Below are 21,453 nucleotides of genomic sequence, written 5' to 3' on the forward strand. Positions count from 1 at the left end.
GGCCGTACCTGCGTAATCCCGGCTATCTGCGGCCCGGTCAGCCGGGCGAGTCGAGCCAGAACGACGAGCCGTCGGGGGTGACGGTGACCCCGAAGCGGTCGACCGTCGGTCGGGCCTGGGCGTCCCAGCGCTGCCAGGCGGCCGCGACCTCGTCCCAGAGGCGGCGCGGGCCGAACTGGGCGCGAAACGTCTCCGTCTGCCGACCGTCGTGGTCGACGACGGCCCAGGAGGTGGCGTCGTCGGTGGCGAGCCAGAGACGGACGGCGGCCTCTTCCGTCTCCGTGTCCCAGGAGGGCCGGACGTCGGACACCGCGAGGCCGATGGCGAACTGGGCGGCCAGGTCGTGGCCGGCGACCGACCAGGGAGAGACGCGGGTCTCGAAGACCTCCGGCCGCTGCCCTGGACGCAGCACGCCCCGCACCAACTCCACGTCCGCGCGCTGGCCACGCAGTTCCATGGAGGAGCCGAAGGGCGCGAACCGGCCGGTGGCCGTGCCGTCCTCGTGCCTGGTGGCGATGAGGGTGCCGAACGGGCGCCACGATCCGGCCGCCGGGCCGCACCTGTTCGAGCCAGGCCGGCGGCAGGGACCGCACCGAGCAGGTCGCGACGAGCCGGTCGTAGGGCGCGCCGTCCGCCCAGCCGAGGGCGCCGTCCCCGCACACCACGTGCGGCGTGTAGCCGGCGCGCTTGAGGTTGGCGCGCGCCTGGTCGGCAGGATCGCCTGGCGTCGGCGGCGGAACTCCTCCTAGCGATCAGGTGCATGGGGGATAGAACTCGCTGCCCCAGCCGCAGAAGTGCTCTCGGGTGTACTCGGTACTACGGGAACTCCAGCCGTGGATCGTGATGCGGCGCGGGTGCTCGGAGCCGTGGATAAGGTCTTGGGTGACGCTTCCGACTGTGGGGCGCCTGAGCCATCCGCTGCTATGGGAAGGACTTTCGGTGATCGGCAGGCTGCAGTGCGTGGTTCTGGACTGCCCGGATGTTCTGGAACTCGCGCGGTTCTATCAGTCGCTCCTGGGCGGCGGGGTCAACCAACCCGATCCTCGGTGGGCGGTCAACGACGACTTCGCGACCCTTCACACCGCCTCTGGCCTTGTGCTCGGGTTCCAGCGTGTGGAGGACTACCGAGCGCCTCGGTGGCCGGACACCGCGCACCCGCAACAGTTTCATCTGGATCTCGATGTCCCCGACCTCGACCAGGCTCACCATCAGGTCCTTGGCCTTGGTGCCACGCTGCTTCATGTCGACGCCCGCGGTTGGAGGATCTTCGCAGACCCGGCAGGCCATCCGTTCTGTCTGCTCAGGGGCTGATGAACCAGGTCTTCACCGTCGCACTCGACGCCCCGGGCACGATGGGGGACGCTACCGGCGCGAAGTCCACCCGCCGCCCTTGATGGCGGACAGCAGGGCCGCCACCCGGGCGGGGCGGGTCGCGAGAACGGCGGCCGGGTCGTCGCTCTCGCGGAGGAGGAGCGAGTGTGGGCCGGCGGCCACTTCTATGCACTCCTGGTGCGGCTCGCCGCTGAAGCTCCTGCCCGAGCCTGCGCTGCCGCTGCGTCGGAGTCGTTCGAAGCCCCATGGCCACAGGATCGCTGCATGAACACCCCCGACGCCGCCAAGCTCTCCCGAGACCACGCGGTGTGGCTGCTGCGGCACACCAACTCGCCCATCGCCGAGGAGAAAGCGCGGCTGCGCGTCGAGGTGTTCGACAACAGCCCCGTCTCCTTGCCGCCGCCGGTCGCGGCCGCGGCCGCGGTGGAGAGGGAGGGCGGGCGGGGGCTCCACCTCCTGCGGAGCCTCGCCCGCCACTGGGGGTGCGACGTGTTCCGCCGCCCGGCCGGCAAGTCCGTCTGGTTCGACCTGGGTCAGCTGAGCTGCGCCGCCGTCACCAGCAGCTCAACGCCCACGCCGATCGCCGACTCGTCGACGTCGAAGTCGCCCTGGTGGATGTCGCGTGGCGTGGCCCATTCGCCGCCCGGGGGGCGGACGCCGAGGCGGGCCATGGCGCCGGGGACGTGCTCCAGGTACCAGGAGAAGTCCTCGCCGCCCAGGCTCTGTTGGGTCGGCTCGACGGCGCCCGCGCCGAAGCGGGCGGTCATGGCCTCGGTCAGCAGCGCCGTGGAGGACGCGTCGTTGACGACCGGCGGGACGCCCCGGATGTACCGGAGCTCGGACTTGGCGCGGTACAGGGTCGCGACCTCGTCGACCGCCGCGTGGACGATGTCGGGCGCGGTGCGCCACGCCTCAATGTCCAGGCAGCGCATGGTGCCGGAGAGCTCCGCGGACTGGGGGATGACGTTGGGCGCGTGGCCCGTCTCCAGGCGGCCCCAGGTGATGGCCATGCCGGCGCGGGTGTCGACGCGGCGGGCCACCAGGGCCGGGACGTCGAGGGCGACCCGGGCGGCGGCCGTGACCAGGTCGGTGGTGAGGTGCGGGCGGGCCGTGTGGCCGCCGGGGCCGGCCAGCCTGATCTCTATGCGGTCGCAGGCGGCGGTGATCGCGCCGGTGCGGACGCCGATGCGGCCGGCGTCGACCTTGGGGTCGCAGTGCAGGGCGAGGATGCGGGCGACGCCGTCGAGAACGCCGCTCTCGATGGCGTCCTGGGCGCCGCCTGGCAGCACCTCCTCGGCCGGCTGGAACAACAGCCGGACGCCGCGCCGCAGTCGGCCCTCGGCGGCCAGCCTGGCCAGCGCCAGGCCGGCGCCGAGCACCACCGTGGTGTGCACGTCGTGGCCGCAGGCGTGGGCCCGGCCCGGGATGGTGGAGGCGTAGGGCACCGTCTTGGTGTCCGGGATCGGCAGCGCGTCGAGGTCGGCGCGGAGCGCGAGGAGTGGTCCGGTGTCTCCGGCCGGCCGTACGTCGCACACCAGCCCCGTGCCGCTGGCCAGCACGCGCGGGGCGAGCCCGGCGCGCTCCAGGCGCTTCTTGAGGACGGCGGTGGTGCGAACCTCCTGGTTGCCCAACTCGGGGTGCATGTGCAGATCCCGGCGGAAGGCGATCAGCTCGGCGCGCAGCTCGTCATCGAGTTCCAGGGTGGGCGCGGACTCCGGAGACAGCAGATCACTCACGTGACGAGGGTACGCCCGTTCTCCTGTCAACACGGCATCGATCATGGAAAGTTCACACAGTCGAATCACGCGGTGGCCGCATAGGACCGTGTGTGACTGGGTATGAGTACTTTCTTTCGCCGCACGGCACGCTGGGATCGATGGCGGGGCATCCGCGCCCGGTCGACTCTCCCCGGCTCGGGACCCCTGCCGGGGTGCCCGTGCTTGCATCCGTTGTCGCCGAGTCGCCGCGTCAACGGAGATCTCCTGGAGGGCCGCCTGTGTCACCTGTGTCGCCTGTCGAGTTCTCGCGGGAGGAAGTGGAGGCCGCGACACCCGGTGGCAAGACGTCGTGGACCCGGCAGCGCGAGTTCGACAGCGAGGTCAACGCCGATGACATAGCCGACACCGCTGCCGCCTACGCCCGGGTGGCCGCCGAGGCCCATGCCGCCATGGACCTCGCGGAGCGGGCCACCCGGATCGCGCAGCGGGCCGGAGAACTGGACGACTCCCCGCTGGTGGACGGCGAGGGGCGTATCGCCGAGACGCGGGAGGGCCTGCGGGACGGCGGCGCCGACATGGACGCGGTGGTGGGGCACCTCGTCCACGCCATAAACCTGGCGCTCTCCGTCAAGGAGGCGGTCCATGGGGTGATCTTCGGGCCGGACGGGCTGGAGGCGAAGTACCTCGACCACCTCACGGCGGCCATCGAGGAGTGGAACGGCTGGGTACGGGCGGTGAACGAGACGCCGGCGGCGCGCAACGACCTGCTCGGGGACGTGATCGAGGGGCTCGGCATCTGGCTCACCGGGGAACAGGTCAGGCCGAGCGTCACCCACCCCAACGGCGCGACGGAGTTCATGGTGCCCACGTCCAACGGCTGGGCCCTTCCCGACCACGTGGCCCAGGGGATCAGGGAGAAGTACCTCCGGCTCGCGGCAGCGGACGCCGCCGACGCGGCGGACGACATCGAGGCGGAGATCGAGAGGTTCCGCCGAACGATGATGGAGCGGGCGTCGGAGTTGCTGCGGTTGGGATTCAGCCCCGCCCAGGGGGTGTTCGGGGAGCTCCTCCAGATCCCTGGCAGGCCCGGGGTCGACGAGATCGACGGCACGTTCACGCCGCGGGAGCGCACCATCGCCGAACTCCTGCACGCGGAGGGGAGATACGTCTGGGCGGTAGGCGAGACGAACGCACGACAGACACCTGACGCCCTGGTGGACGGCCGGCCGACGGAGTTCAAGACCCCTGACCCCGGCGCGGTGCCGAACACGATCAAGAACAATCTCAACGCGGCGAAGAGACAGGCGCGGAACGCGGTGGTGGACGCGAGGTCGAGCGGTCTCAGCGAAGCGGAGGCGAGAGAGGGGCTGAACAGGTTCCTCAGGAACAATCCGCCGGACCGGATGGACCACATCAGGATCATCGGCCAGGACTATGAGATCGTCTGGCCCTAGCGGCCTCGGAGGTGGCTCATGAGCGCGTACCACGAAATCTTCGTCCATCCGGGCCGCCCGTTGGAGCGGCTGGTCTCCGATGTCTCGATCGCGTGTGGCACGCCTCTCGAACCCGTGGAAGACGAGAGCATCACCCACCGGGCCAACCTCGGGTTCGCCGCGGTCGAGGTCGAACCGTCCCACGAGTTCGAGGAGGACAGGGGTCTGGCCTTCGACCGCTACGACTCCCTCGTCACGGTGCGGGACTTCGGCAAGGACATGGAGCGTCAGGAGGCCGCCGCCCGAAGGATCTTCGAGGCCCTCGCGTCGCTCCGGAGGTACCGGCTGCTGCTGGTCCACGACGTGCAACGGTTCATCGCCTCAGCCGAACCCGAGGGGCCGGACAGCTGACCAACCGGCCGGCGCCTACTGCGGCGTCGGCAGCGAGGTCAGACCGTGGGTGCCGAGCGCGGTGTTGGTGACCGTCGAGAGGAAGCCGCTGGCCCGCTCGGTGACGCGGTCGGTGAACCAGGTCTGGGATATGTCGCAGACCGCCACCTTCACCTCGGTGTCGGCCAGCACCTTCGGCAGCGTGTGCACCACGGTGGAGGGGAAGCTCAGGATGGTCGAGCCGATCGGGCCGCGCCTGGCGACGAGTTCGAGCGGCAGGTCGGGGCGGACGATCTCCACGCCGGCCTCCGCGCTCAGCCGTCGCAGCTTCTCGTTGCTCTCCCTGCGGTGCGCGAAGTAGCGGGTGACGCCGTGGGCGCGGGCCAGGCCGGCCACGCCCGCCACGTAGCGGTCCTCCTGGATGACGCCCGTCTCGACCAGCGAGGTGCCCACCAGGTCGGCGCCGCCGGTCAGCATGGGCTCGGGGAAGCGGGCGCGGGTCCAGGCGAAGGCGTTGGCGGTGACCGTGACGCCCGCGACGGGCTCCACGGGCATGGCCGTGAACACCTCGACCGAGCGCCGCTCGGTGGGCGTCAGGTGCCGCACCGCGCGCCGCGCGACCGGCGCGAACGCCCACGCCCTGGGCCCGCGCGCGGACGGCCGGTGCCAGCGCACCAGACGCTCGCCACGGGCGAGTTGGGCGGTGAACTCCATGGTGGCCGTGCCGTCGTCCACGACCACGACGTCGCAGCGGCCGCCGGCCATGGACAGCAGCAGCTGGAGGTAGCGGGAGAACGGGTCCCCGATCACCAGCAGCCCGGCCCGCCGCATCGGGCCGGTCAGCGCGGCCAACGAGCGCGGCGGGGCGACGGCACTCCCGCGCGCCTCGCGCCAGAGCACGCGGTGCCCGGCGTCCCGGGCCAGTTGTGCCATGCGGCGCAACTGGCCCCGGCTGGTGGGGTCGTGCGGGGGCAGGATGACCACGGTGAGGTCGCGCACGGCACGGGGGTGCGACGTGTGCGCCCACTCGAGGATGTTGAGCAACTGCACCGGACTCTCGGCGAACGCCAACGTGCTGGCGCCCGCCCTGGCACCCCGGTCGGTCATGCGCCTCTCTCCGTTCCGTGAGTTCCGCAACTCGGTTCGTCCCGTAACGCGGCCCGCTCGCCCCACCCGTACCAGTGTCGCGCGGTGCTCAGACAGCGGCCGGCTCGCGCTCGGCCTCGCCCTCGGCCACGACGCCCTTGACGCGGCGCAGCTTCTTCATCGGGCCGAGCTCGCTGTCGTAGACCTTCTTGACGCCGTCGCCCAGCGACTCCTCGATGATCCGGATGTCGCGGACCAGCCGGGTCAGGCCCTGCGGCTCGACGGAGGCGGCCTGGTCGGAGCCCCACATCGCGCGGTCCAGGGTGATGTGCCGCTCGACGAAGACGGCGCCGAGCGCGACGGCGGCCAGCGTCGTCTGCAGGCCGGTCTCGTGGCCCGAGTAGCCGATCGGCACGTTCGGGTACTCGGCCTGCAGCGTGTTGATCACGCGCAGGTTGAGCTCGTCGGCCTTGGCCGGGTAGGTGCTGGTGGCGTGGCACAGCAGTATGTTCTCGCTGCCCAGGACCTCGACCGCGTGCCGGATCTGCTTCGGGGTCGACATGCCGGTGGACAGGATGACGGTGCGGCCGGTGGCGCGCAGCTTGCGCAGCAGCTCGTCGTCGGTCAGGGAGGCGGAGGCCACCTTGTGCGCCGGCACGTCGTACTGCTCCAGGAAGTCCACGGCCTCGGGGTCCCACGGCGAGGCGAACCAGTGGATGCCCTTCTTGCGGCAGTACTCGTCGATGGCGCGGTAGTCGTCCTCGCCGAACTCGACCCGGTGCCGGTAGTCGATGTAGGTCATCCGGCCCCACGGGGTGTCCCGCTCGATGTCCCACTGGTCACGCGGGGTGCAGATCTCCGGCGTGCGCTTCTGGAACTTGACCGCGTCACAGCCGGCTTCGGCCGCCGCGTCGATCAGCGCGAAGGCGTTCTCCAGGTCACCGTTGTGGTTGATGCCGATCTCGCCCGTGATGTAGACGGGACGGCCGGGGCCCACGACGCGGTCGCCGAACTTGCGAAGTCGGTTGTTGGTTGTCATGAGGGACTGAGTTCCTTTCCGAGGATCCACGAGGCGATCTCGCGGATCGCGCCGGCGCCGCCCGCCGCCGAGGTGACCGCGCGGGCGGCCCCCCTGACGACGTCGTGGGCGCTCGCGACGGCGACGGGCCAACCGACCAGGTCGAAGCAGGGCAGGTCGTTGACGTCGTTGCCGGCGTAGAGCACGCGTTCCGGCGCGATTCCTTGCTCCTCGCACCACTGTTTGAGGGCGAGGTCCTTCCGGTCGATGCCGTGCAGCACGGGTATGCGCAGCTTGCGCGCCCGCGCGGCGACGACCGGGTTCTGTTCCGTGGACAGGATCAGGAGCGGGATGCCCGCCCGGCGCAGGGCGGCGATGCCCAGGCCGTCGCCGCGGTGCACGGCGACCATCTCCCGTCCCTCGGAGTCGACGAGCACCCGGTCGTCGGTCTGGGTGCCGTCGAAGTCGAGCACGACCGCGTCGACGTCGTCGCGGGTCGGCAGGTAGTCGGGGTAGCCGGAGTAGGCGGCCCCCGCCTTGGCCAGGTTCTGCTGGCCGCCGTCGAGCAGCGGCGCGAGGGCGCGGGCCCTGGCCAGGTCGTGCGGGTCGTCGATCTCCAGGACGCGGGCCGGGTCGGTGCGGACCAGCTCGGTGCGGCCGAAGAAGCGGTGCCGCTCGACGCGCAGCCCGTCGGCGCGCATCGCGTAGCAGGCGCCGGTCTCCAGCAGGTCCTGCGGACGGTCCTGCCGCATGGGGCGGTAGGACTTGTCGTGGTTGACGCCCTGGCCGCCGGTGCTGGCCGCCTCGCGCCAGACGAAGCCGTGGAACGGGGCCACGGTCAGCGCGGTGTCGGCGCCGTCCAGGATGGCGGCGGCGACGCCGTCCACCTCCTCGCGGGTGAGGAAGGGGCTGGTGCACTGGACGAGCAGGACGACGTCCACGGTGACGCCGTGGCGCTCCTCGTAGACGTCCGTCGCGTGCAGGATCGCGGCCTCGCTGGTGGACTTGTCGCCGGAGATCTCGGCGGGGCGCTCGATGACCTCGGCGCCCGCGGCGTGCGCGGCGGCCGCGATGTCGGGGTCGTCGGTGGAGACCACGACCGCGGTCAGCAGCCGGGCGGCGCGGCACTCGCGGACCGCGCGGGTGACCAGCGGCGCGTCGCCGACGGGGGCGAGGTTCTTCCCCGGCACGCCCTTGGAGCCCCCGCGGGCGGGGATCACAGCCAGCACAGTGCTCATGCCAGAAGCCTTCGTTCGTTGGTGGGACCGCGGTGCGGAGGAGGTCTTGGGGGTCACAGCTGCCCCCAGCGCCTGATGAGCGGGGCGACCCGCTGGACACCGGCGCGGTAGGCGCCGCGCGCGGTGCGGCGCAGCAGGCGCTTGGACGCCCCGCGCACGCCGGTGGTCGGGTCGGGGCCGCCCTGGAAGCCGGCCAGCGGCTCGCCCTTGACGTCGAGGCCGTGGCGGGCGAGTACGCCGGGCAGGTAGCCGGGCGCGGTGCGCACCGTGTAGTAGGGGTCGAGCGGCGGCAGCCCGTCCTCCGCGGCCTGGTGGACCAGGGCGGCGAGCCGGGCGCGGGCGGGCGCGAACGCCTCGTCGGGGTCGCGGCGGAGGCCCTGGTCGGCCAGCCAGCCGGCGTCCGGCGTCGGCACGTGGCCGCCGTCGAGCTCGTCCCAGGAGGCGAAGCAGCCCGAGCCGAGGAAGTAGTGGTTGCCGTGCTGCTCGCGGATGCCGAGGTCGCTGAGGACGGCGGTGGGGATGCCGCGGTGCAGGGACTCGAGCGCGGCGGTGGAGCTGACGGTGACCAGCAGGTCGGTGCCGTCCAGGACCTCGCCCATGTTGCCGTAGGCGAGGCTGAAGTTGGCCGGGGTCTCGCCCTTGATGCGCTCGACGAGGCGCTGGTAGGGCAACTCCTCGATGTGCGTGGTGTGCTCGCCCGGCTTGCTGCGCAGCTTGAGGACGACCTCGCGCTCCGGGTGGCGGCGGGCGTGCTCGACGGCGCGCTCCAGCAGGTAGGCGCGGTCCTTGCGGGTGCCGGGCACCGAGGGCTGGACGGCGAAGACGACGCGGTAGGGGCGCTCGCCGCGCTCCACGGCCCGCGGGTCGTACGGCGCGCCGGCCAGGAACGGCAGGGCGCACTCGGTGACGGCCGAGGAGTCGGCCCGCACGCCGCGGAACTGTTCGCGGAACCGGGAGGCGTCGTAGGCGCTGTTGGCGAGGACGATGTCGGCGCCGTGGCGCAGCAGCAGGCCGTCGGTGAGTTTCTCGTAGACGACTCCCACATATCCCGTGATGACCACGGTGCGGCGGGGAGCGCCGTGCCAGGCGCGGGCAAGACCGTGCAACATGGCCTGCACGGAGCCGCCGACGCAGGCGAGGATCAACGCGTCATAGGGCGCGTCTTCGGAATTACCGGCGACCTTCGCAGTGTTGTTCGCACTGTTGGGGTTTTCGGTGTCGGTTTCCTGGAGATCACCGATCAGACGGAGGAAGTTGATGGCGGTGATCTCTTCCGGTTCATCCACGCCGGTGTCGGTCTCGGCCAACTGCCGCGCGGTGGGCGTCGCGCGCCCCCGCAGCAGGTAGCCGTCGACGGACGACTCGGGGGCTATGCGGCGCGCGGTGAGCGCGCCCCATTTCCACCGCGTGTCAGAATCCGCCAACACGGCCAAACGCAGGGGGCCGCGAGATGAATCGGGCACGTAAGGAACCATAGGCACCAAACGATAGGCGTCGGAGTTCGAGGGTCGGGCCAACTCAGTCACAACAACCAGTTAACAGCACGACACCTGCCGGCCAACTCGCACGGCTTCCCTGGGAATTCGTCGAACAATCAACGCGAATTAACGGGCCGGGTAACCGCTATTCGCCTTCCGTTCACCTTGTCGGGCTGAGTGGCCGTCGACCGGGAGGACGGGTGTGTGCGGGAAGGGGGCGGCTCGGGCGCGGAGACGCGAGAAGGCCCGGTCGACGCCGGGCCTGGAGGAGAGGGGTGCGCGGGCGGGGCTAGGGGGAAAGCCGCCCCGCCCGCGCCTGGGCTTCCCTGAGGTACGGGGGGGACCTCGGGTTGCCCTGTCGGTCGATGACCAGTCGACCTGTTCCTTACTGCGCCGTAGCCCTCGATTCCGTTACAGCCGCCTCCGAGAGATGCTCGGGGGCGCGGCCTAAGCGCTGCGCCAGGCGGCGAAGACCGCGGTGGTTGGCGGTGCGGACGGCGCCCGGCCGGCTGCCCATCAGCGAGGCGGCGCGCTTGGCGTCCAGGCCGAACATGGTCCGCAGCACCACGGCCTCCGCCTGCTCCTGGGGCAGCTCCGCGACGAGCGCCAGGGCCCGGCTGGTGGCCAGCGCGTTCATCGCCTCCTCGGCGGTGTCGGCCGAGGACGGCAGGTCGGCGAGCGCGTCCTCGTCGGCCCTGCACTCCTGGGGCCGGCGGCCGCGCGCCCGCAGGTGGTCGAGCGCCCGGTTGCGGGCGATCCTGGCGGTCCAGCCGCGGAACCGGTCCGCGTCGCCGCTGAACCGCTGGAGGTCGCGCGATATGTGCAGCCACGCCTCAGCGGTGACGTCCTCCGCGTCGGGCTCGGCCACGATGGTCCGCACATAGCCGAGCAGCCGCGGGTGGACCGCCCTGAAGACGGTGCGGAACGCGCTCTCGTCCCCTTCCTGGGCCGCGTGAACCGCCGCGGTCAATTCGACGTCTGCCCCCTGCACTCCCGGCCCCCCTTGGCGACTCGCGCCGCATGCGTTTCAAGGTTGGTGACTGTGTGTCTCTAGTGCCTGAACGCTACGCGGCCCCGCCGCCGTCCGTCCATGGCGCATCCGGCCGTATCCGCTCGGTAACAGAATCCAGGTGTTCGACGCTGTACGAGATACGGACCCGGGCCTGGTCAGGCCCTGGACCGGCGACAGCCGGGGTCTCTCCTGTGGGGGGTGGCGGCCCCGGCTGCTCGCGCTCGCGTTCACCCCATGATCGTTACCCGCCGGCCGGCGCTTCAGGCCATGACCCGGTCGGCGAGCTGGGTGAACTCCGTCCAGCTGAGGGTGGGCCGGTCCGGGTTCCACAGCTTCTGGGCCGTCGCGGCCAGCGGCAGCCGGATGCCGGCCGCCACCTGCTCGGGGGTCTGGGCCCCGGCCTGGTCGCACCAGACGGCGAACCGCCCGCCCGGGATGTGGTCCGCGTTCGCGAACCGGTCCGGGACGGCGTTCGAACCGCGCAGCACGTCTGGTGTCCACTCGTCATAAATACGCTCGCCGGTCGGATAGGTGAAGCCGTTGGGCTCACCGAGTACGTAGTAGAGGTACTCCGAGTTGAGGTTCAGCACCTGCCAGCCGCCCTCCAGGTACTCGACGGGCTCGCGCGCGCCGATCTCCCGGCCGGTCCAGTAGGTCACCTGCCGCTCCTCGTCCGGCTGGACGACGCCGCCGGCGAACATGCCGTCGTTCCACACCTGCGGCGTCTTGCCGGCGCCCCTGGCCGCGTCCGCCCGGTCGTTGAGCCAGCCGGTGGCCAGGTCCTGGACGCGGGCGTCCGAGCCGTAGCGGTCGCGGGCGGCCGCCGCGAGGTCCGGGTAGCTGGCCTCGGGGTCGGAGACGAAGAGCGCCGCGTACTCGTCGCCGCCCAGGTGCAGGTACTCGCCGGGGAAGAGGTCGGCGTACTCGGTGATCAGGTCGTCCACGATCGCCGCCGCGTCCGGGTTGGAGATGTCGATGGCCCCGGAGGTGACGCTGCCGTCGGCCCGCCGCAGCTGGAGGTCGGGGTGCGCGGCGAGCACCGCGCCCAGGTGCCCGGGCGAGTCGATCTCCGGGATCACGGTGATGTGCAGCTGGTCGGCGAGGTCGAGGATGCCGCGGACCTCGTCCTTGGTGAGGTGGTCATCCGACACGACCTCGGGGTGGGTCTCGCTCTCGACGCGGAAGCCCTGGTCGTCGCTGAAGTGCAGCTGGAGCTGGTTGAGCTTGAGGTCCGCCATCTCGCGCATCCGGTCCTCGATCCAGTCCGCGCTGAACGGCTTGCGCGCGGTGTCGAGCGACAGGCCGCGCTGCGGGCGGTCGGGGCGGTCGCGGATCTCGCCCTCCGGCAGGCCGCCGGCGCCGCGCACCGCCTGTACGACCGTTCGGGTGCCGTAGAAGACGCCGGCGTCGTCGCTGCCGGTGATGGTGACCCGGTGGTCGCCGGTGACGAGGTGGTAGCCCTCGCCGCCGGTGTCGGCGCCCTCGTCGAGGGTGAGCTCTATGTCACCCTCCCTGGCGCCGTCGTCGGCGCGGTCCACGCCGAGGTCCTCGGCGAGCAGGTCGGCGGTCCCGTCGAGCGGGCCCCCGGAGTCCGCTATCACCCGGGTCGACTCGGAGGGCGCCCAGCCGGCGCCCTCGGCGGCGTCGAAGGAGCGGACGGCGGGGATGATCTCCGGTGGCCCGGTCGGGCCGTCCGGAAGCGCGAGGGGCGAGGGGGTGGGGGTGGGGGTGGCGGCGTCCGACGAGGTCCGGGTGCCGCTGGACGAGCCACGGTCCAGGGCCAGGACCAGTGATGTGACGATCACCACCACGGCCGTGGCCAGTGCGAATATTCGCCAGGGCGCATGTCGCATACCTCGAAGGTAACCGCTGGCCACAGCTTGGCAACCGCGATGCGCGAGGCCCGCCAAAGCGGGCTAGGCGCCCCCCGCCGTGTGGCACTCCCGCGCCGCCGATACCATGGCGGCGGCCGGTGGACCGTACCCGGCCGGGCCCGACCGACGTCCCACAGGAGCAGGAGCTGCCGGCAGGCCCCGAATCGCTTCTGAAGGGTTCTTCCGTGCCGGCAGGAACGCTGTACCGCGGCCGGGAAGGCATGTGGTCATGGGTGGCGCACCGCGTCACCGGTGTCCTGGTGTTCTTCTTCCTCTTCGTCCACGTGCTGGACACCGCGCTCGTCCGGGTCTCCCCCGAGGCGTACGACGACACCATCGCGGTCTACAAGACGCCCCTCGTGGCCTTCATGGAGTACGGCCTGGTGGCGGCCGTCCTCTTCCACGCGCTGAACGGCCTGCGGGTCGTCGCCGTCGACTTCTGGAACAAGGGCGCCCGCTACCAGCGGCAGATGCTGTGGACCGTCGTCGGCGTCTGGGCCGTCCTCATGGCGGGGGCCGCCTACCCGGTCCTCGGCCACGCGTTCCGTGAGCTGTTCGGGAGCTGATGATCATGGCCATCGAGACCTCGCAGGTCAACGACGCGACCTACTCCCCGGACAACCCGGCCCCGGTCATCGAACCGCCCCGGGCCCGCACCGGCCGCACCCCGCGGACCACCCGCACCAACTTCGAGCTCTACGGCTGGCTGTTCATGCGGCTGTCCGGCATCGTGCTCGTGGTGCTGGTGCTCGGCCACCTGCTGATCCAGCTCGTCCTCGAGGGCGGCGTCTCCAAGGTCAGCTTCGCCTTCGTCGCCGGCCGCTGGGCCTCGCCGTTCTGGCAGGCCTGGGACCTGATCATGCTCTGGCTCGCCATGCTCCACGGCGCCAACGGCCTGCGCACGATCATCAACGACTACGCCGAGCGCGACGCCACCCGCTTCTGGCTGAAGATGCTGCTCTACACGGCCACGATCTTCACCGTGCTGCTGGGCACGCTGGTGATCTTCACCTTCGACCCGAACATCCGCTGACGGGGCTGACGAGGCACACGAGACATGCAGATCCACAAGTACGACACCGTCATCGTCGGGGCCGGCGGCGCCGGGATGCGCGCCGCCATCGAGGCGACGAAGCGCAGCCGCACCGCCGTGCTGACCAAGCTGTACCCGACCCGCTCCCACACCGGCGCCGCCCAGGGCGGCATGGCCGCGGCCCTCGCCAACGTCGAGGAGGACAACTGGGAGTGGCACACCTTCGACACGGTCAAGGGCGGTGACTACCTGGTCGACCAGGACGCCGCCGAGATCCTGGCGAAGGAGGCCATCGACTCGGTCCTCGACCTGGAGAAGATGGGGCTGCCGTTCAACCGCACCCCCGAGGGCCGGATCGACCAGCGCCGGTTCGGCGGCCACAGCCGCAACCACGGCGAGGCCCCGGTGCGCCGCTCCTGCTACGCGGCCGACCGCACGGGCCACATGATCCTCCAGACGCTGTACCAGAACTGCGTCAAGGAGGGCGTGGAGTTCTACAACGAGTTCTACGTCCTCGACCTGCTGCTCAACGAGGTCGACGGGGTGAAGCGCACCGCCGGCGTCGTCGCGTACGAGCTGGCCACCGGCGAGCTGCACGTCTTCCAGGCCAAGGCCGTGGTCTTCGCCTCCGGCGGCAACGGCAAGTTCTACAAGGTCACCTCGAACGCGCACACCCTCACCGGCGACGGCCAGGCCGCCGCCTGGCGGCGCGGCCTGCCGCTGGAGGACATGGAGTTCTTCCAGTTCCACCCGACCGGCATCTGGAAGATGGGCATCCTGCTCACCGAGGGTGCCCGCGGCGAGGGCGGCATCCTGCGCAACAAGGACGGCGAGCGCTTCATGGAGAAGTACGCGCCCGTCATGAAGGACCTGGCCTCGCGCGACGTCGTCTCCCGCTCGATCTACACCGAGATCCGCGAGGGGCGCGGCTGCGGCCCCGACGGCGACCACGTCTACCTGGACCTGACGCACCTGCCGCCGGAGCAGCTGGACGCCAAGCTGCCGGACATCACCGAGTTCGCCCGCACCTACCTGGGCATCGAGCCGTACACCGACCCGATCCCGATCCAGCCGACCGCGCACTACGCGATGGGCGGCATCCCGACCAACGTCAAGGGCGAGGTGCTGGCCAACAACACCGACGTGGTGCCCGGGCTCTACGCGGCCGGCGAGGTCGCCTGCGTCTCGGTGCACGGTGCCAACCGGCTCGGCACCAACTCGCTGCTCGACATCAACGTGTTCGGCCGCCGCGCCGGCATCGCCGCCGCCGAGTACGCCGCCACCGCGGAGTTCGTCGAGCTCCCCGAGGCCCCGGAGAAGTTCGTCGCCGACGAGGTGGAGCGGATGCGCACCGCCACCGGCGGCGAGCGGGTCTCCGCCATCCGCAAGGACCTCCAGGAGACCATGGACAAGAACGCCATGGTCTTCCGCACCGAGCAGACGCTCAAGGAGGCCCTGGAGGACATCACGGCGCTGCGCCGCCGCTACAAGAACGTGGCCGTCCAGGACAAGGGCAAGCGGTACAACACCGACCTGCTGGAGGCCCTGGAGCTGGGCAACCTGCTGGAGCTGGCCGAGGTGCTCGTCGTCTCGGCGCTGGCCCGCCAGGAGTCGCGCGGCGGACACTACCGCGAGGACTTCCCCCACCGGGACGACGTCAACTTCATGCGGCACACCATGGCCTACCGCGAGGTCGACGCGGACGGCAACGAGTCGATCCGTCTTGACTACAAGCCCGTCGTCCAGACCCGCTACCAGCCGATGGAGCGTAAGTACTGATGGCTACCCCCACGTTGGAGAAGACCGACGAGGCACCGTCGGCCGCCGACCACCTGGTCACCGTCACCTTCCGGATCCGCAGGTTCAACCCGGAGGAGGGCCCGGAGGCCGTCTGGCAGGACTTCGAGCTGCGGATCGACCCCAAGGAGCGGGTGCTCGACGCGCTGCACCAGATCAAGTGGGAGCTCGACGGCACGCTGACGTTCCGCCGCTCCTGCGCCCACGGCATCTGCGGCTCGGACGCGATGCGGATCAACGGCCGGAACCGGCTGGCCTGCAAGACCCTGATCAAGGACATCACCGAGATCAGGGACGGCGTGGGCACCAAGCCCGTCACGGTCGAGCCGATAAAGGGCATGACGGTCCTGAAGGACCTCGTCGTGGACATGGAGCCGTTCTTCCAGGCCTACCGCGACGTCATGCCGTTCCTCATCACCAAGGGCAACGAGCCGACCCGGGAGCGCCTCCAGTCGGCGGCCGACCGGGAGCGCTTCGACGACACCACCAAGTGCATCCTGTGCGCCGCGTGCACCTCGTCCTGCCCGGTGTTCTGGAACGACGGGCAGTACTTCGGCCCGGCGGCGATCGTCAACGCGCACCGCTTCATCTTCGACTCGCGCGACGAGGGCGGCGAGCAGCGCCTGGAGATCCTCAACGACCGTGACGGCGTGTGGCGTTGCCGCACCACCTTCAACTGCACGGACGCCTGCCCGCGGGGCATCGAGGTCACCAAGGCCATCCAGGAGGTCAAGAAGGCGCTGATCACCCGGCGCTTCTGAGCGACGCCCACGGTCCGGCCCGGGTCCGACGTGGGGGATCTCCCCCACGGTCCCGTGCCGGACCGTGGCTTTTTCCCGCGGCGAGCTGCCAGGCTGCTTCTCATGAGCGAACTCGTGACGCGGCTACGCGAAGGGCTGCCCCCGGAAACGATCATCACCGACCCCGATGTGACCGCCTCCTACGCCCACGACATGGCCAGCTTCTGCCCGGCCGGCGCCCCGGCCGTGGTGGTGCTGCCGCGCACGGTGGAACACGTCCAGCACGTGCTGCGCACCGCGAGCGCGCTACGGGTCCCCGTGGTGCCGCAGGGCGCGCGGACCGGGCTCTCCGGGGCGGCCAACGCCGTCGACGGGTGCGTGGTGCTCTCGCTGACGCGGATGGACGCCATCCTGGAGATCGACCCCGTCAACCGCTACGCCGTGGTCGAGCCCGGCGTCGTCAACGCCGACCTGTCGAAGGCGGTGGCCGCGCACGGCCTCGCCTACCCGCCGGACCCCTCCAGCTGGGAACAGTGCACCATCGGCGGCAACATCGGCACCGGCTCCGGCGGCCTGTGCTGCGTCAAGTACGGGGTGACCGCCGAGTACGTGCTCGGCCTCGACGTGGTGCTGGCGGACGGGCGGCTGCTGCGCACCGGGCGGCGCACCGCCAAGGGCGTCGCCGGCTACGACCTGACCCGCCTCTTCGTGGGCTCCGAGGGCACGCTGGGCGTCGTGGTGCGCGCCGTGCTGGCGCTGAAGCCGGCCCCGCCGCAACAGCTGGTGCTGGCCGCCGAGTTCGACTCGACGGCGGCCGCGGGGGAGGCCGTGGCCGCCATCATGGCCGCCGGGCACGCCCCCTCGCTGCTCGAACTGATGGACTCCACCACGGTGGCCGCCGTCAACAGGCTGACCAGGATGGGCCTTCCCGAGTCGACCCGGGCGCTGCTGCTCGCCGGCTTCGACACCCCGGCGCCGGCCGACGAGCTGGCCGCCGTCGGCGAGCTGTGCCGGGCGGCCGGCGCCACCGAGGTGGTGCCCGCCGAGGACGCCGCCGAGTCCGAGATGCTGCTCGCCGCCCGGCGCGCCACGCTGGTGGCGCTGGAGGCGGTGAAGGGCACCACGATGATCGACGACGTGTGCGTGCCGCGCAGCCGGCTCGCCGAGTTCCTCGACGGGGTGGCGGAGATCGCCGAGCGCCACCGGCTCACCATCGGCGTGGTGGCGCACGCCGGGGACGGCAACACCCACCCCACGGTCTGCTTCGACTCCGGCGACGAGGACGAACGTCGGCGCGCCCAGGCCTCGTTCGACGACATCATGGGGCTCGGCCTGGAGCTTGGCGGCACCATCACCGGCGAACACGGCGTCGGCGTCCTCAAACGCGACTGGCTGGCCCGCGAACTCGGCCCGGACAGCGCCGCGTTGCAACGCCAGATCAGGACCGTGTTCGACCCGCTGGGCATCCTCAACCCGGGAAAGGTGTTCCCCGACGCCGAGGCCGAGGCCGGCGCCGGCCCGCTCACACCGTGAGGACGACCTTCGCCCGCGCGTGCTCGACCTCGACGTAGCGGATCGCCTCCGCCGCCTCCTCCATCGGGTAGGTCCGGTCGACGACCGGGGTGAGCCGGCCCGCCTCCACGAGCTCCCGGAGCGCCACGAGGTTCGCCCTGCTCGGCTTCGCCGGGAGCTCGACCAGGCGCTGGCCGACGAAGGGGTTCAGCAGCCGGCGCCTGAGGAACAGGCCCATCGGCCCCAGCAGGCTGCCGCCCTCGGAGGTGCCCCCGCCGGACAGCACCAGCGTTCCGGTGGGGGTCAGCGGGCGCCGCAGCGCGGACAGCGGGCGGTTGCCCACCAGGTCGAGCACGACGTCGTACCGCCGCTCGCCCCGGGTGAAGTCCTCCCGCGTGTAGTCGACGACGTGGTCGGCGCCGAGCGACCTGACCAGCTCCACGTTGCGGGTGCGGCACACCCCGGTCACCTCGGCGCCGAACGCCTTGGCCAGTTGGACGGCGAACGTGCCGACGCCGCCCGACGCCCCGTTGACCAGGACCCGCTGCCCCGCCCGCACCCGGGCGACGTCGCGCAGCCCCACGAGGGCCGTGTTCGCGGCCAGCGGCATCGCGGCCGCCTGCTCGAACGTCAGGCTCGGCGGCTTCAGTTCCACCGCGGTGTCCCGGGCGCGGACGTACTCGGCGAACGCCCCGCCGACGCCGGCCTCGCCGAACACCTCGTCGCCCGGGGCCAGTCCCTCGACGGCGCCGCCCACCGCCGCCACGACGCCCGCGAAGTCCGCGCCGCGCACCGCGACCCGCGGCCCCCTGAGCCCCACCCCCAGCCGCATCACGTACGGGTCGCCGCGCATGAAGTGCCAGTCGAGCGCGTTGACCGAGGCGGCCCGCACCCGGACCAGCACCTCGTGGTCGCCGGGCACCGGTGTGGCGACGTCCCGCACCTCGAGGACGTCGGGTGAGCCGTACCTGTCCTGAACGACTGCCTTCACGGGGCCTCCACGGCGCGCGAACCCGGCAGGAGCGGTGGGCAGCACGACCCTACGCCGAAGGCCGGGGCGCGGACATCCGGGACATCCCTGAGACCCGCGGCCGGGTTCCCGCGCCGCGCCTCAGCCCAGCTCGCCGGTGAGCTCGTCCAGCAGCCGGCGACGGAACTCCTCGGGGTCGCGGGCCAGTTCGGGCAGCACCCGGGTGCGCCAGTCCTCGACAAGACGGTCGAGGGCCTGGCCGAGGCCGCGGTGCAGCAGCCGCCGGGTGGCGAGCAGCGGCACCGCCACCACCGGGCGGGCGAGGCCACGGCCGCGCGCCACCGTCAGCACCTCCAGGCGCCACGCGCCGTCCGCGGTGGGGCGCGGCACGGCCTGCAGGTCGACCCGCAGCAGCGCGTACCGCAGGCCGATGGCGAGCGGCGGCCGGCCAGGCGCTCCCCCGGCCGCCTCCCACCAGCGGCCCAGGTCGAGTTCGCCCCTGAGGCTGAACGAGCGCCAGCGGCGCGGGCGACCGTCGGGCCGGGTGAGCGAGCCGCCCACCAGCACCGTGACGCGCTGCGGCCGGTCCGCGCTGACCAGCCGCAGCTGGGTCACCACGCGGGCGGCCGAGGTCCGGCCGCCGCCCTCGGACTCCTGCTCCTCGCGGCCGAGGTCGAAGCGGAGCGCGGTGCCCTCGGCCCGGTCCCAACCGAGCACGGTCAGCTCACCGTCCGTCCAGCGCGGGGAGTCCGCGACCCCGGACCGCTCCGCCTCCGCCCCGGTGCCCTGGTAGCGGGCGCCGGGGCTCAGGTGCTCGCCGGCGACGAGCCGGGCGGCGCGGACGGGGCGCCCGTCCGCCGCGACCAGCGTGCCGCCCTCCGCGCGCAGACTCTCGAGGACCTCGTGAACCACGGCGATGAAGCTCTCGACGCGCCCCCGGTCGACCGAGGCGAGCGCGAGCGTGTGCCGTAAACGTGCCATGGCTGCATCCTGCCCGAAGATCAGATGCGGTGCAGCTCCCACAGCCGCCAGACGCCGCTGTGCGAGACGAGGTTCTGGGTGCCGCTGATGTCGGCGGTGCTGATGATGGTGCGCTTGTCCTGCCAGATCGGCACGATCGGCGCGGAACCCGCGGCCAGGTCGTGGATGGTGAGGAAGTCCTCGGAGGCGCGGGCGCGGTCGGACTCCTGGTGGGTCCTGCCGATCAGCTCGTTGATGGCGTTGTCGGAGAAGCCGGTGGCCAGGCCGTCGCCGGGGCCCAGGATGGTGTCGGTGAAGGTCGCCGGGTCGGGGAAGTCGGGGGTCCAGCCGATGAGCCACGCGTCGTAGCTGCGGGCGCCGTAGATGGTGGGGATGAACTCGGCCCAGTCGTAGTAGGCGATCTCCACCTCGAAGAGGCCGCCCGCCTCCAGCTGCTGCTCGATCAGCGCGGCCTCGGCGTGGTTGGCGACGCCGCGCGAGTAGGCGAGGTCGAAGCGGACCGGCAGTTCGAGACCGGCCTCCTCCATCTCGGTGCGCAGCGCGGCGGGGGTGACGTCGCGGTACTGGTCGTAGTAGGGGGTGCCGTGGCCCGTGAAGCCGACGGGTATCAGCGAGTACAGCGGCTCCACCGTGTCCTGCTGGACGTGGCGGGCGATCGCCTCGCGGTCGAGCAGCGCGGCGGCGGCCCGGCGCGCGACGGCGTTGCCCATCGGCTTGTCCTGGTCGGTGTTGAACGCCATCACGCGGATGCTGGCACCGGTGGTCTCGGCGACCCGCAGCTCGGAGTCGCTGCGGTTGAGCTCGGCCATCACCGAGGGCGGCATCCGGCCGTTGTTGACGTCGATCTCGCCGGCGTCCCACGCCTCGGCGAGCAGCTCCTCGGCCGGGGTGCCGTCGTCGGCCTGCACGAAGTACCGCACGGTCACCGGGGTGTCGGGGGTCTCGGCCGCGCCCTGGTAGTCCGGGTTGGGGACCAGCCGGGCGTACTCGTCGGGCCGGAACTCCTCCAGCAGGAAGGGACCCGAGCCGACGACCCGCCCGTCGGTGCGGGGTTCGATGCTGCTGTAGCTGTCCTGCTCGACGATGGCGCCCGCGCTGCCCGCGACGACGAAGGGGAAGGTGGCGTCGGGCTGGTTGAGCTCGAAGATGATGTCCTGGTCGTCGACGCGCACGGCCTCCAGGGTGGCCAGCAGGCTGGAGGGCCCGGCGTAGGCGAACTTCTCCTCGTCGGGGATGGAGTCGTCCGCGGCCTCGCGCTCGGCCCGGTCGGCCATGGAGAGGATGCGCTCGAACGAGTACTGGACGTCCTCCGGCGATATCTCCTCGCCGTTGCTGAACACCAGGCCCTCGCGGAGGGTGCAGCGGTAGACCGTGAGCTGGTTGTCGGTGAACCGGCACTGCTCGGCCGCGTCGGGGACCGGCTCCTCCTGGCCGGGCGCGTAGGTCATCAGCGACTGGAAGAGGTTGCTCATCAGCGCCGCCCCGGCCGCGTCGTAGGCGCCGCCGGGGTCCAGGACGGTGGGTGTCGAGGTGCTGCCGACCACGATCGGATCCTCTTCGCCCCCACCCGACCGGAAGTACATCCAGCCACCGATGGCGCCGGCCAGCAGCACCACCGCGAGACCGATACCTGTGGCCCGTCTGGCCCGGATCCGTCGCAACTCCCCGCGCCCTTCATCCGATGACGTATGGGAGGCAAGCCAACCACAGTGGCTGATCCCGCGCATGGGTCAGGGGGCAACGGACGGGACACGAATCTGGACGCTTTCGTCCCAGTCTTTGGACACCCGACCCTCACGTCCGGCCGGATCCCGTGGTGATTCGCGTCCCGTTCGGTGATG

General features: G+C 71.6%; 20 protein-coding genes and 1 pseudogene. 8 read left to right on the forward strand and 13 right to left on the reverse strand.

From position 1 onward, the window contains the following. Positions 1-37: 37 nt before the first annotated feature. Together RNC47_RS13790 and RNC47_RS13795 are read right to left on the reverse strand one after the other, a co-directional pair. Entirely contained in the window at positions 38-457 is a 420-nt protein-coding gene (locus RNC47_RS13790) for a hypothetical protein (RefSeq protein WP_311598675.1), read from the reverse strand. Positions 458-563: 106 nt separating this feature from the next. Then, a pseudogene (locus RNC47_RS13795) lies at positions 564-665 on the reverse strand (hypothetical protein); the annotation flags it as partial. 274 nt (positions 666-939) lie between these two features. On the opposite strand from RNC47_RS13795, the gene RNC47_RS13800 reads away from it, so the two are divergent. Continuing rightward, positions 940-1,311, forward strand: coding sequence for a VOC family protein (locus tag RNC47_RS13800; protein ID WP_311598676.1), 372 nt, complete (start codon positions 940-942; stop codon positions 1,309-1,311). 51 nt (positions 1,312-1,362) lie between these two features. Here the strand turns inward: RNC47_RS13800 and RNC47_RS13805 are convergent, their stop codons facing one another. Further along, positions 1,363-1,809: a DUF397 domain-containing protein gene (locus RNC47_RS13805; protein ID WP_311598678.1), complete on the reverse strand. Its 447-nt coding sequence runs from the start codon at positions 1,807-1,809 to the stop codon at positions 1,363-1,365. A 56-nt stretch (positions 1,810-1,865) separates the two neighbouring features. Continuing rightward, positions 1,866-3,113 (reverse strand): amidohydrolase, encoded by a 1,248-nt coding sequence (locus tag RNC47_RS13810; protein ID WP_394814781.1) that lies wholly within the window; start codon positions 3,111-3,113, stop codon positions 1,866-1,868. Between the two features lie 254 nt (positions 3,114-3,367). Here RNC47_RS13810 and RNC47_RS13815 point away from each other — a divergent pair, with 254 nt between their 5' ends. Both RNC47_RS13815 and RNC47_RS13820 read left to right on the forward strand, forming a co-directional pair. Beyond that, positions 3,368-4,504, forward strand: a complete 1,137-nt coding sequence (locus RNC47_RS13815; RefSeq protein ID WP_311598682.1) for a CdiA C-terminal domain-containing protein — start codon at positions 3,368-3,370, stop codon at positions 4,502-4,504. Between the two features lie 18 nt (positions 4,505-4,522). Then, entirely contained in the window at positions 4,523-4,894 is a 372-nt protein-coding gene (locus RNC47_RS13820; RefSeq protein WP_311598683.1) for a hypothetical protein, read from the forward strand. A gap of 15 nt (positions 4,895-4,909) precedes the next feature. Here the strand turns inward: RNC47_RS13820 and RNC47_RS13825 are convergent, their stop codons facing one another. The 6 genes from RNC47_RS13825 to RNC47_RS13850 form a co-directional block, all read right to left on the reverse strand. After that, positions 4,910-5,980: a hypothetical protein gene (locus RNC47_RS13825; protein WP_311598685.1), complete on the reverse strand. Its 1,071-nt coding sequence runs from the start codon at positions 5,978-5,980 to the stop codon at positions 4,910-4,912. A gap of 88 nt (positions 5,981-6,068) precedes the next feature. Further along, entirely contained in the window at positions 6,069-6,998 is a 930-nt protein-coding gene (locus RNC47_RS13830) for an N-acetylneuraminate synthase family protein (RefSeq protein WP_311598687.1), read from the reverse strand. Beyond that, a complete protein-coding gene (locus RNC47_RS13835; RefSeq protein ID WP_311598688.1) occupies positions 6,995-8,215 on the reverse strand; it encodes an N-acylneuraminate cytidylyltransferase in 1,221 nt (406 codons plus the stop codon). Before RNC47_RS13835 ends, RNC47_RS13830 begins: the two co-directional genes overlap by 4 nt. 53 nt (positions 8,216-8,268) lie before the next feature. Further along, positions 8,269-9,678 (reverse strand): DUF6716 putative glycosyltransferase, encoded by a 1,410-nt coding sequence (locus RNC47_RS13840; RefSeq protein ID WP_311598689.1) that lies wholly within the window; start codon positions 9,676-9,678, stop codon positions 8,269-8,271. Between the two features lie 400 nt (positions 9,679-10,078). After that, complete coding sequence (locus RNC47_RS13845) at positions 10,079-10,684, reverse strand: RNA polymerase sigma factor (RefSeq protein ID WP_311598690.1); 606 nt, start codon at positions 10,682-10,684, stop codon at positions 10,079-10,081. A gap of 281 nt (positions 10,685-10,965) precedes the next feature. Further along, positions 10,966-12,558 (reverse strand): family 20 glycosylhydrolase, encoded by a 1,593-nt coding sequence (locus tag RNC47_RS13850; protein ID WP_311598692.1) that lies wholly within the window; start codon positions 12,556-12,558, stop codon positions 10,966-10,968. 206 nt (positions 12,559-12,764) lie between these two features. Between RNC47_RS13850 and sdhC the strand changes: the two genes are divergently transcribed. From sdhC to RNC47_RS13875, 5 genes are all read left to right on the forward strand, one after another. Further along, positions 12,765-13,145, forward strand: coding sequence for a succinate dehydrogenase, cytochrome b556 subunit (gene sdhC / locus RNC47_RS13855; protein ID WP_311598693.1), 381 nt, complete (start codon positions 12,765-12,767; stop codon positions 13,143-13,145). Positions 13,146-13,150: 5 nt separating this feature from the next. Continuing rightward, the gene (locus RNC47_RS13860; protein WP_311598695.1) at positions 13,151-13,612 is read left to right on the forward strand and encodes a succinate dehydrogenase hydrophobic membrane anchor subunit; all 462 of its coding nucleotides are present in this window, start codon (positions 13,151-13,153) and stop codon (positions 13,610-13,612) included. Positions 13,613-13,636: 24 nt separating this feature from the next. Next, positions 13,637-15,391, forward strand: coding sequence for a succinate dehydrogenase flavoprotein subunit (gene sdhA / locus RNC47_RS13865; RefSeq protein WP_311598696.1), 1,755 nt, complete (start codon positions 13,637-13,639; stop codon positions 15,389-15,391). After that, the gene (locus RNC47_RS13870; RefSeq protein ID WP_311598698.1) at positions 15,391-16,170 is read left to right on the forward strand and encodes a succinate dehydrogenase iron-sulfur subunit; all 780 of its coding nucleotides are present in this window, start codon (positions 15,391-15,393) and stop codon (positions 16,168-16,170) included. Before sdhA ends, RNC47_RS13870 begins: the two co-directional genes overlap by 1 nt. Before the next feature lie 102 nt (positions 16,171-16,272). Then, on the forward strand, positions 16,273-17,682 hold the full coding sequence (locus RNC47_RS13875) for an FAD-binding oxidoreductase (RefSeq protein WP_311598700.1): 1,410 nt from the start codon (positions 16,273-16,275) through the stop codon (positions 17,680-17,682). Here RNC47_RS13875 and RNC47_RS13880 read toward each other — a convergent pair. From RNC47_RS13880 to RNC47_RS13890, 3 genes are all read right to left on the reverse strand, one after another. After that, positions 17,672-18,652 carry an NAD(P)-dependent alcohol dehydrogenase gene (locus RNC47_RS13880; RefSeq protein ID WP_311598702.1) on the reverse strand — a complete coding sequence of 327 codons (981 nt, stop codon included), beginning with the start codon at positions 18,650-18,652 and terminating at the stop codon, positions 17,672-17,674. The genes RNC47_RS13875 and RNC47_RS13880 overlap by 11 nt on opposite strands. A 120-nt stretch (positions 18,653-18,772) precedes the next feature. Then, positions 18,773-19,612 (reverse strand): hypothetical protein, encoded by an 840-nt coding sequence (locus tag RNC47_RS13885; RefSeq protein WP_311598704.1) that lies wholly within the window; start codon positions 19,610-19,612, stop codon positions 18,773-18,775. Between the two features lie 20 nt (positions 19,613-19,632). After that, positions 19,633-21,273, reverse strand: a complete 1,641-nt coding sequence (locus RNC47_RS13890; protein ID WP_311598706.1) for an ABC transporter substrate-binding protein — start codon at positions 21,271-21,273, stop codon at positions 19,633-19,635. Positions 21,274-21,453 lie beyond the last annotated feature (180 nt).

The sequence above is a fragment of the Streptomyces millisiae genome, from assembly GCF_031845425.1.
GTDB classification, from domain to species: Bacteria; Actinomycetota; Actinomycetes; order Streptomycetales; family Streptomycetaceae; genus Streptomyces; species Streptomyces millisiae.

Bases quoted from the DNA above. Each gene is read 5' to 3' on its own strand.
- RNC47_RS13790 (WP_311598675.1), bottom strand. From the start codon at position 457: ATGGAACTGCGTGGCCAGCGCGCGGACGTGGAGTTGGTGCGGGGCGTG.
- RNC47_RS13810 (WP_394814781.1), bottom strand. From the start codon at position 3,113: ATGATCGATGCCGTGTTGACAGGAGAACGGGCGTACCCTCGTCACGTG.
- RNC47_RS13820 (WP_311598683.1), top strand. From the start codon at position 4,523: ATGAGCGCGTACCACGAAATCTTCGTCCATCCGGGCCGCCCGTTGGAG.
- RNC47_RS13825 (WP_311598685.1), bottom strand. From the start codon at position 5,980: ATGACCGACCGGGGTGCCAGGGCGGGCGCCAGCACGTTGGCGTTCGCC.
- RNC47_RS13830 (WP_311598687.1), bottom strand. From the start codon at position 6,998: ATGACAACCAACAACCGACTTCGCAAGTTCGGCGACCGCGTCGTGGGC.
- RNC47_RS13835 (WP_311598688.1), bottom strand. From the start codon at position 8,215: ATGAGCACTGTGCTGGCTGTGATCCCCGCCCGCGGGGGCTCCAAGGGC.
- RNC47_RS13850 (WP_311598692.1), bottom strand. From the start codon at position 12,558: ATGCGACATGCGCCCTGGCGAATATTCGCACTGGCCACGGCCGTGGTG.
- RNC47_RS13860 (WP_311598695.1), top strand. From the start codon at position 13,151: ATGGCCATCGAGACCTCGCAGGTCAACGACGCGACCTACTCCCCGGAC.
- sdhA (WP_311598696.1), top strand. From the start codon at position 13,637: ATGCAGATCCACAAGTACGACACCGTCATCGTCGGGGCCGGCGGCGCC.
- RNC47_RS13870 (WP_311598698.1), top strand. From the start codon at position 15,391: ATGGCTACCCCCACGTTGGAGAAGACCGACGAGGCACCGTCGGCCGCC.
- RNC47_RS13875 (WP_311598700.1), top strand. From the start codon at position 16,273: ATGAGCGAACTCGTGACGCGGCTACGCGAAGGGCTGCCCCCGGAAACG.
- RNC47_RS13885 (WP_311598704.1), bottom strand. From the start codon at position 19,612: ATGGCACGTTTACGGCACACGCTCGCGCTCGCCTCGGTCGACCGGGGG.